The organism is Gordonia alkanivorans NBRC 16433 (assembly GCF_000225505.1).
GTDB lineage: Bacteria > Actinomycetota > Actinomycetes > Mycobacteriales > Mycobacteriaceae > Gordonia > Gordonia alkanivorans.
This window is the reverse complement of the sequence record NZ_BACI01000084.1, coordinates 19,488-28,115: the sequence shown is the minus strand read 5'-3', so window position 1 is coordinate 28,115 and position 8,628 is coordinate 19,488. Positions and strand designations below refer to the sequence as shown.

Here is an 8,628-nt window from a genome sequence, read left to right as displayed (position 1 = left end):
GGGGGCACCTCGAGCAGATCTGCCGAGTGGTGCGCGGGATTCAGAAGCGGATCACGCACATTGCGACCTGACGGCCGGTGAACGGGTAAGCCGAGACGCAAGGGTAGGGATTGAGCACAGACGCAGTCACCTCGGATGACGAGGAGGTCGGTCGGAAGAGACCGGGTGCGGTTCGGTCGTGGTTCGACAAACATGTCGTCGCGTCCTTCGACACCTTCGGACGCCAGCTGGGCATGTTCGTCGAGGTGTTCCGTACGCTCTTCGTCGACCTCTTCAAGCGGCGTTTCCCATTCGGTGAGTTCATCCGACAGTGCGCCTTCATGGCGAGCACCTCGGTGTTCCCGACCCTGCTCGTCGCCATCCCGATCGGCGTCATCGTGTCGATCCAGGTGTCCAACATCGCCGGCCAGGTCGGCGCGACGTCGTTCTCCGGCGCGGCCACCGGCCTCGGCGTCATCCGTCAGGGTGCGCCCCTGGTCACCTCGCTGCTCCTCGCGGGCGCGGTCGGTTCGGGCCATCGCGGCCGACCTCGGTTCCCGCACCATCCGCGACGAGATCGACGCCATGAAGGTGATGGGCGTCAACCCCATCGAGCGTCTGATCTCGCCGCGTCTGCTCGCCACGATGGTGGTCAGTTTCCTGCTCTGCGGCTTCGTCTGCTTCGTCGGCTTCATCACCGGTTACGTCTTCAACGTGTACTTCCAGGGCGGTACGCCAGGCAGTTACACGGGCACCTTTGCGTCCTTTGCGACGACCGCGGACCTGATGTTCGCGTTGGCCAAGGCCGTCATATTCGGCGCGATCGTGGCGATCGTCGCCTGCGATCGCGGCCTCTCGACAAAGGGTGGTCCCGCCGGCGTCGCCAACTCGGTGAACGCCGCGGTGGTCAACTCCGTCCTGCTCCTGTTCACCGTGAACGTGATCCTCACGCAGCTGTTCGCGATCCTCTTCCCGGCGAAGGTGGTGTGAGATGACCGCGTCACGGTATGTGCCACCCGCGCTGAAACCCCTGGAGGCCGCCAAGGCCGTCTATCGCGGTCCGCGCGACGCCCTCGCGGCGATGGGGCATCTCATCACCTTCCTCGTCCGCTCGATCGGCGCGGTCCCGCTGGCCTTCCGGCACTACAGCAAAGAAGTCTGGCGCCTGCTCGCCGACGTCGCGTGGGGCAACGGCGCGATCGTCGTGGGCGGCGGCACGGTCGGCGTCATGGTGATCCTCGGGATCATGGGCGGTGCGACCGTCGGCATCGAGGGTTACACCGCGCTGAACCTGCTCGGCATGTCGCCGGTGACCGGTGGTCTGTCGGCGTTCGCGACGACGCGTGAGATCGCCCCGCTGCTCGCGGCGACGGCGTTCACCGCGCAATCGGGCTGCCGCTTCACGGCCCAGCTCGGTTCGATGCGCATCGCCGAGGAGATCGACGCCCTCGAGGCGATCGCCATCCGGCCGCTGCCGTACCTGGTGACCACCCGCATGCTGGCCGCGGTCATCGCGATCGTCCCGCTGTACTCGGTGTCGCTGGCCGCCAACTACCTTGCCTGCCAGTTCATGTTCATGGTCCAGAGCGGCCAGGGCGAGGGCACCTATCTGTACTACTTCAACCAGTTCATCGTGTCCTGGGACATGGTGTTCTCGTTCATCAAGGTGATCGTCTTCGTCCTGCTGACGACGTTCATCCAGTGCTACTACGGATACTTCGCCGCTGGGGGGCCCGAAGGTGTGGGAATTGCTGCCGGACATGCCATCCGGCTCGCGATCATCGTGATCGTGTTCGCGAACCTGGTCATGACACTCGTGTTCTGGGGCACCTCGCCCGGAATCAAGATCTCGGGCTGAGGGGGCGCCGGTGAACATCGCGACCGACGGGCGTAACCCCTCATTGCTGCAGTACGTGCTGCGGGGCGTCGCCTTCCTGCTGGTCCTGCTGGTGATCTTCGTGCTGCTGTTCATGCGGTACCAGGGCACCTTCAGCAAAACGGTGGGTGTGACCGCCGACCTCGTCGACGTCGGTGACGGTCTGACATCGGGCGCCGACGTCCGGTACAACGGGCTCATCGTCGGCTCGGTGAAGTCCATCTCGGTCGCCGATTCCGGCGACCGGGTCGACGCCGCGAAGGTGATCAAGAAGGTCGAGATCGACATCGTGCCCGCGCAGGCCGAGGGCATCCCGGCGTCGGTGACCGCGCGGACCGTGCCGTCGAACCTGTTCGGCGTCAACTCCGTCGAACTCGTCCGACCCGCCGAGCCGGGTACCGAACGACTGTCGTCGGGTGACTCCATCCCCGCCGACAAGTCGCTTGAGACGATCAAGCTGCAGGACGCGCAGAACGAATTGAATGCCATCCTCGACGCGGTGCCGCCGGAGGAACTCGCCCAGGTGCTCGGTGTCGTCGCCGACGCCCTCAAGGGCGGCGGATCGGTGTTCGGCTCGTTCGTCGGCGTGCTGCGGACCTACTTCGACGCGATCAATGCCCAGTTCCCGCCGGGCGCGCCGCCGGGGTTCGACAACTTCGACGCCGCGATCAGCGGTCTCGCGGAGTCCGCGCCGGAACTGCTCGACGCCCTGGGGCGCAGCGTGATCCCGGCGGTGACCATCGCCGAGAAGCAGCGTGACCTCGCGGCGCTGCTGTCCGGCAACCAGGGACTGCTCGATCAGATACAGCTGATGTTCGCCCGCAACGGCAACGGCGGTCAGCGACTCGTCACCGACCTGAATCGCATGCTCGGCGCCACCGTGCTCGAACCGAACTCGTTGCCGCAGGCGGTCATCGCGCTGAACAACCTCGCGGCTCGGGTGCTCACGGTCTTCACCGGGACAAACGGACACGTCCAGCTCAACATCGGCGTCAGCTTCGGTGCCTTCGTCCGCTACACGCGTCAGAACTGTCCGGTGTACAACGGCGGCCCGTACGGCACGCTGCGCGGGCCGGGCTGCGTGGGACCGGGAACCGGTACCGGACCGACGATGTCGGGTCCGCTGCGGATCTATCCGTCCGACGGCATGCGCAAGAACCGTCCGGTGGGCATGGTGACCACCGACGCCGACAACAAGACCCTCGGCGCAGTGCTGCGCCGGGCGCCGTCGGCCGCCGACACGATCATGCTCGGACCGCTGGTCCAGTCCATCGACGCACGTGACGCTGCCACTGATCAGGGAGGGGGACGATGAGCGCGGCCTCGGATTCGATCCGCAAACCGTTGATCGGCTTCACGATCTTCGGTCTCGTCGCGTTGCTCGTGACGTATGTGATCTTCTCGACCCTAGAACGATCGGTGTCGGGATCGACCAACAACTACACGACCTTCTTCACCGACGCCTCGGGACTCGCCGCCGGCGACGACGTCCGCATGGCGGGCGTCCGCGTCGGGCGCGTCGACAAGATCGAACTCGACAACGGGCGCGCCCGAGTCGAATTCGAGGTGCAGAACGACCAACAGGTCTACACCAACACGCGCGGTGCGATCCGCTATCAGAACCTCATCGGTCAGCGGTATCTCAACCTGACCCTGGTCGAGGGCCGCGACAGCAAGCCGCTGGCGCCCGGGTCGACGCTGGAGTTGCCGTCCGAGGACTCCTTCGACGTCACCAAGCTCCTCGCCGGATTCCAGCCGGTGTTCGAGACCCTCGACGCCGAGCAGGTCAACGCATTGTCGCAGGGTCTCCTCGAGGCTTTCCAGGGCAATTCGGTCTCGTTGAGCTACACCGTCGCCGAGGTGGGCCGGCTGGCCGAGGACACCGCCAACCGCGACATCGTGATCGGCGCGATCATCAACAACCTGAGCACCGTCATGCGTGACCTGTCCCGTCAGGGCGGCCAGCTCGGCACCGTCATCGAGTCGATGTCCGCCCTCATCGCGAACCTCAACTCGAACTCGGCGGCCTTCGGCAGCGCGGTCTCCGACATCGGCCGCACGGCAGACGGTTTCGCCGACGTCCTGAGCCGCAGCCGGGGCAGCCTCGCCGCCGCCGCGACCAACGGGCGGATTGCCACCAACACACTCATCCAGAACGGCTCCAAACTCGACCGGATGGCCGTCGACGCGCCGATCTTCCTCGGCCACTTCCCGCTCGTACTCGGAGAGGGTGCATACCTGAACATCTATGCCTGCGACCTCGACGTCGCGATCGGTGATGTCCTGCTGCCGCCGGGGATCTTCAACAAGATCGGTGGCACTAATCATTCGGTGGTGTGCCGATGAACTGGTTCCGCAAGAGATTCCGCAGCAACACCCGCGTCTGGTACGGCGTGATCGGCGCGGTCGTCATCGTCGCACTCCTGCTGGGCGTGACGGCGCTGGCCGGTGCGCATCTCGGGAAGAAGACGCTCACCGCCGACTTCGCCCAGGCCGGCGGAATCCGGCCGGGGGACAAGGTGCGCGTCGCCGGCATCGACGTCGGGGAGGTCACCGAAACCGAACTCGCCGGCCAGCACGTCGCGCTCACCATGAAGGTCGACACCGACGTCAAGGTGACGAAGAACGGCATGGCCGAGATCAAGATGTCGACGCTGCTCGGTCAGCGCTACGTCGATGTGTCGCTGGGCGATTCGCCCGAGGAGGCACCCGACGGCCACATCGAGCGGACCGCGGTGCCCTACGACCTGAATCGCACCATCGAAGAGGGTGCTCCGATCCTGACCGGGATCGACGACCAGACCCTCTCGCAGAGCATCCGCACACTCAACCGTCAGCTCGCCGGTGTCCCCGCGATCACCGAGCCGACGTTCGAGGCCCTGACGCAGATGTCGGAGGTCATCACCAACCGCAAGGATCAGATCAATCAACTGATCACCGACACCGAGACGATCACCAACATCGTCAACGACAACCAGGCGCAACTGGCGGTGATCGTCGGCCAGGGACGAGACCTGACCCAGAAGATCGTGGCCCGTGAGGAACTGGTGACGCGCCTGCTCGACGGCATCGCCGACCTCACCGAACAGGCCAGTGCGGTGGCGGGGGAGAACGCGAACCAGTTCGCCCCGATCATGGCGAACCTCAACACCATCACGCAGGGTCTGGAGAAGAACCGCAACAACCTGCGCAAGCTGCTGGAGATCCTGCCCGTGACTGCTCGTCTGACCAACAACGTCATCGGCGACGGACCGTACGCGAACGGGTACCTGCCGTGGGGCATCTTCCCCGACAACTGGCTGTGCCTGGCCCGGGTGGTGGACGGATGCTGAATCCGCAGAAGCTGCGTCGTTCGACGCTCCTCGTGTGCATCTCCCTGCTCGGCATCGTGGGACTCTCGGGGTGTTCGATGGTCCCGGGCAGCTGGAAGGCGGCCTTCGGGCAGGCGATCGAGGTCACCGCCTACTTCGACAACGTCGCCGGCCTCTACGTCAGCAACGACGTCGCGGTCCTCGGCATGCCGGTCGGTCAGGTGACCGCCGTTGAGCCGCAGGGCGACCGGGTCAAGGTCACCATGACCATCGACAGCGACGTGCCGGTGCCCGCCGACGCGACGGCGGCGATCGTCAACACCTCCATCGTGACCACGCGCCACGTCGAGCTGACGCCGGCCTACGAGAGCGGGCCCAAGCTCGAGGACGGCTCGGTGCTGAAGGAGACGAAGGCCCCGGTGTCGGTCGGCGAACTGTTCGACGCCATCGACGGTCTCGTCGTCTCCCTGAAGGGGGAGGGCCCCGGTCCGGGACCGCTCGCGGACATGATCGACATCACTTCGGGGATCGCGACGGGCAATGGCGAGGAGATCCGCGCCGCCCTCGACCAGTTGGGCCAGGCGTCGAATGTGGTGTCGGGCAACAGCGACGCGCTCGTCGACATCATCGAGACGATCGAGGGACTCACCACCACGTTGGTGAAGAACTATCCGAAGATGACGGCCTTCTCGAAGTCGGTCAACGAGGTGTCCGAGCTGCTCGGCGCGCAGTCGCCCGGTCTCGTGGCGACCATGCGCAACCTGAACCAGACGCTGCAGAACACGACGGCGTTCCTGCAGAACAACACCAACACGATCTCGGTCTCCTTCGACCGGCTCGCCGCGCTGACCGCCAACCTGAGCGACTACTCGCGACAGGTCGTGGAGACCATCGACGTCGGTCCGCTGCTGTTCCAGAATTTGAGCAACTCGATCTCCGCCGAGCAGGGCGCCTGGCGTGCACAGGTGCTGCTCGACAAGTCGCTCCTCGACAACGAGTTGCTCGCCGAGTTCTGCGAGGCGATCAACCTGCAGAAGGACGGCTGCCGCACCGGCAAGCTGAAGGACTTCGGTCCGGACATGGGCATCTACTCGGCGATGCTGGAGCTGACGAAATGAGAGCGGTGACAAGCGCTTCCCTGAGTCGAACGGTCGGCGAACCGGTAGGACGCCGCTCCCGCACGAGGAGCGGTGCGGTCACGGCGTTGCTGCTCAGTGCGCTGATGGGACTCACCGGTTGTGGGGTGCTGCCCGGCCTGACCGTGGAACAGATCCCGCTGCCGGCCCCCGGTGGCATCGGTGACTCCATCCGGCTGACGGCGAATTTCGACAACGCCCTGAATCTGCCGACACGCGCCAAGGTGAAGCTCAACGGCACCGATGTGGGGCAGGTCGACACCATCGTCGCGAAGGACTACTCGGCGATCGTCACCATGGACGTCAGCAAGAAGACCGAACTGCCCGTGGGGACGGGTGCCGAACTCCGACAGGCGACTCCGCTGGGCGACGTGTTCGTGGCGTTGCTGCCGCCGCCCACTGCCACGAAGGGCTTCATGGTCGATGGGGACACCTTGACCGGCCCCACCTCCGCGGCGTCGACCGTCGAGGACCTGCTCATCAGCATGAGCGGCGTGGTCGACAGTGGTTCGCTGAACTCGCTCACGGTCATCCTCACCGAACTGAGCGCGGCGGTCGCGACCAATCCGACGGACCTCAACGGGGCGATCCGCGGTCTCACGACGGGCATCCGCAAACTCAATCAGAGTTCGGCGCAGGTCGACCGGTCGCTGGAGAACACGCGAATCCTGACCGGTCAGCTGGCCGACGGCCGAGCCCAGATCATGGCGTCGATCAACAAACTCGGTCCCGCGCTCCAGTCGCTGAACGGCCAGATCGGCTCGATCCTGACCTCGCTGGACAAGGCTCAACAAGTGACCTCGGCGACCAACGACTTCCTCCGCACCGACCAGGACAACCTCGTGGAGATGCTCGGTCATCTGTCGACGGTGCTGGCCGGTCTGCGGCAGGCGGCGGGCCCGCTCGGGTCGCTGGCCGACAACCTGCACACGTTGACCCCCAAGTGGATCAAGTCCACGCCGGGTAGTGCGGCTGCGGTGTCGGCGAAGGTGTACTGGCTGAACCCGGGCGTCGGGTTCGACTCGGCGAGCAGGCTTCCCGAGCTCGAGGACGTCGATTCGGGCTCGGCAGCGCTCCAGCAGACGCTCACGCGGCTGCTCGCCCGACTCACCGGAACCAAGGGGTGCTGCGGATGAGCGGCGTATTCGGTTTCCTCCGCAAGCATTCCGTACTCGCCGGCAACATCGGGCTCGTCCTGGTCATGGTCGTCGGGCTCGGCTACCTGTCGCTCGGCACGTTGCGGTGGGAGCCGTTGGCGGGCAAGTACAAGCTGACCATCGAGTTCCCGATCTCCGGCGGCCTGCAGGAGACCTCGGGGGTCACCCTTCGCGGGGCGCGTATCGGCGAGGTCGACACCATTCGCGTGGAGCCGGATTCGGTGACGGTGAAGGTCTCGGTCGACGACCGGTACAAGATCAACCGCAACACCCAGGTCTCCGCGCTGGGGTTGTCGGCGGCCGGCGAGCAGTACGTCGACTTCCAACCGACCACCACCGACGGCCCGTACCTCGAAGACGGCGACGTGATCGAGGCCGGGCAGACCAAGGTCACCGTGCCGTTCTCCGATCTCCTCGAGTCCTCGCTGGAACTCATCCAGCAGATCGATCCGGCGCAACTGCGCTCGGCCGTGGACAACCTGAAGATCGCGCTGTACTCCGAGGACGGCTCCAACGATCTCGAGGTGCTGTTCGACTCGGGCGGAACGATCTTCGCCCGGCTCTACACCGCATTGCCCGAGACGACGAAGCTGATCCAGAATGCGGGCACCATCTTCAAGACGACCGCCGACATCCAGCCCGACTTCGGGACCACGGTGTCGGGGCTGAGCGACCTGATCAACGCCGCCGCGGCCTCCGACAAGGAGCTGCGCACGCTGCTCGACCGCGGCCCGTCGCAGATGACCAGCCTCGCCGGTTCGATCAACCAGCTGACCGACCCGGTGACCGACGTGATGAAGCAGTTCCTCGACATCGCCGAGCAGGGCGCGCTGCGTGCACCGGCCCTCGCGACGCTGATGCCATCGATCCGGGATGCGAGCATCAAGAGCCTCACCATGTTCCACGACGGCGCGTGGTGGACGTTCGGTTCGGTGTATCCGCGACCGAGCTGCAACTACCCGGTCACCCCGCGTCGGCCGACCCAAGTCCTCGAGCTGACCATCCCGACCAATCTGTACTGTGTGACCGAGGATCCGAACCAGCAGATCCGTGGTTCGGCCAACGCACCACGACCGCCGGGCGACGACACCGCAGGGCCCCCACCGGGTTACGACCCGAACGCCCGCACGGTGCCGCTCGACAAATGACGACCAGACAAGTTGCGTGAC

General features: G+C 65.6%; 7 protein-coding genes and 1 pseudogene. All 8 read left to right on the top strand.

The genetic code is table 11. The features are described 5' to 3' along the window. Positions 1 to 110: 110 nt before the first annotated feature. The 8 genes and pseudogenes from GOALK_RS14915 (at position 111) to GOALK_RS14880 (ending at position 8,607) form a co-directional block, all read left to right on the top strand. Positions 111 to 969 (top strand): annotated as a pseudogene (locus tag GOALK_RS14915) (MlaE family ABC transporter permease). 1 nt (position 970) lies between these two features. Then, positions 971 to 1,837, top strand: coding sequence for an MlaE family ABC transporter permease (locus GOALK_RS14910; protein WP_006359659.1), 867 nt, complete (start codon positions 971 to 973; stop codon positions 1,835 to 1,837). Between the two features lie 10 nt (positions 1,838 to 1,847). Continuing rightward, positions 1,848 to 3,170: an MlaD family protein gene (locus tag GOALK_RS14905; protein ID WP_006359658.1), complete on the top strand. Its 1,323-nt coding sequence runs from the start codon at positions 1,848 to 1,850 to the stop codon at positions 3,168 to 3,170. Then, a complete protein-coding gene (locus tag GOALK_RS14900) occupies positions 3,167 to 4,201 on the top strand; it encodes an MCE family protein (protein ID WP_006359657.1) in 1,035 nt (344 codons plus the stop codon). The genes GOALK_RS14905 and GOALK_RS14900 overlap by 4 nt, the downstream gene beginning before the upstream one ends. After that, on the top strand, positions 4,198 to 5,187 hold the full coding sequence (locus GOALK_RS14895) for an MCE family protein (RefSeq protein WP_006359656.1): 990 nt from the start codon (positions 4,198 to 4,200) through the stop codon (positions 5,185 to 5,187). Before GOALK_RS14900 ends, GOALK_RS14895 begins: the two co-directional genes overlap by 4 nt. After that, positions 5,181 to 6,284 carry an MCE family protein gene (locus tag GOALK_RS14890; protein ID WP_006359655.1) on the top strand — a complete coding sequence of 368 codons (1,104 nt, stop codon included), beginning with the start codon at positions 5,181 to 5,183 and terminating at the stop codon, positions 6,282 to 6,284. The genes GOALK_RS14895 and GOALK_RS14890 overlap by 7 nt, the downstream gene beginning before the upstream one ends. Continuing rightward, the gene (locus tag GOALK_RS14885; RefSeq protein WP_006359654.1) at positions 6,281 to 7,438 is read left to right on the top strand and encodes an MlaD family protein; all 1,158 of its coding nucleotides are present in this window, start codon (positions 6,281 to 6,283) and stop codon (positions 7,436 to 7,438) included. The genes GOALK_RS14890 and GOALK_RS14885 overlap by 4 nt, the downstream gene beginning before the upstream one ends. Next, on the top strand, positions 7,435 to 8,607 hold the full coding sequence (locus tag GOALK_RS14880) for an MlaD family protein (RefSeq protein ID WP_035752767.1): 1,173 nt from the start codon (positions 7,435 to 7,437) through the stop codon (positions 8,605 to 8,607). The genes GOALK_RS14885 and GOALK_RS14880 overlap by 4 nt, the downstream gene beginning before the upstream one ends. The last annotated feature ends 21 nt before the right edge of the window (positions 8,608 to 8,628 follow it).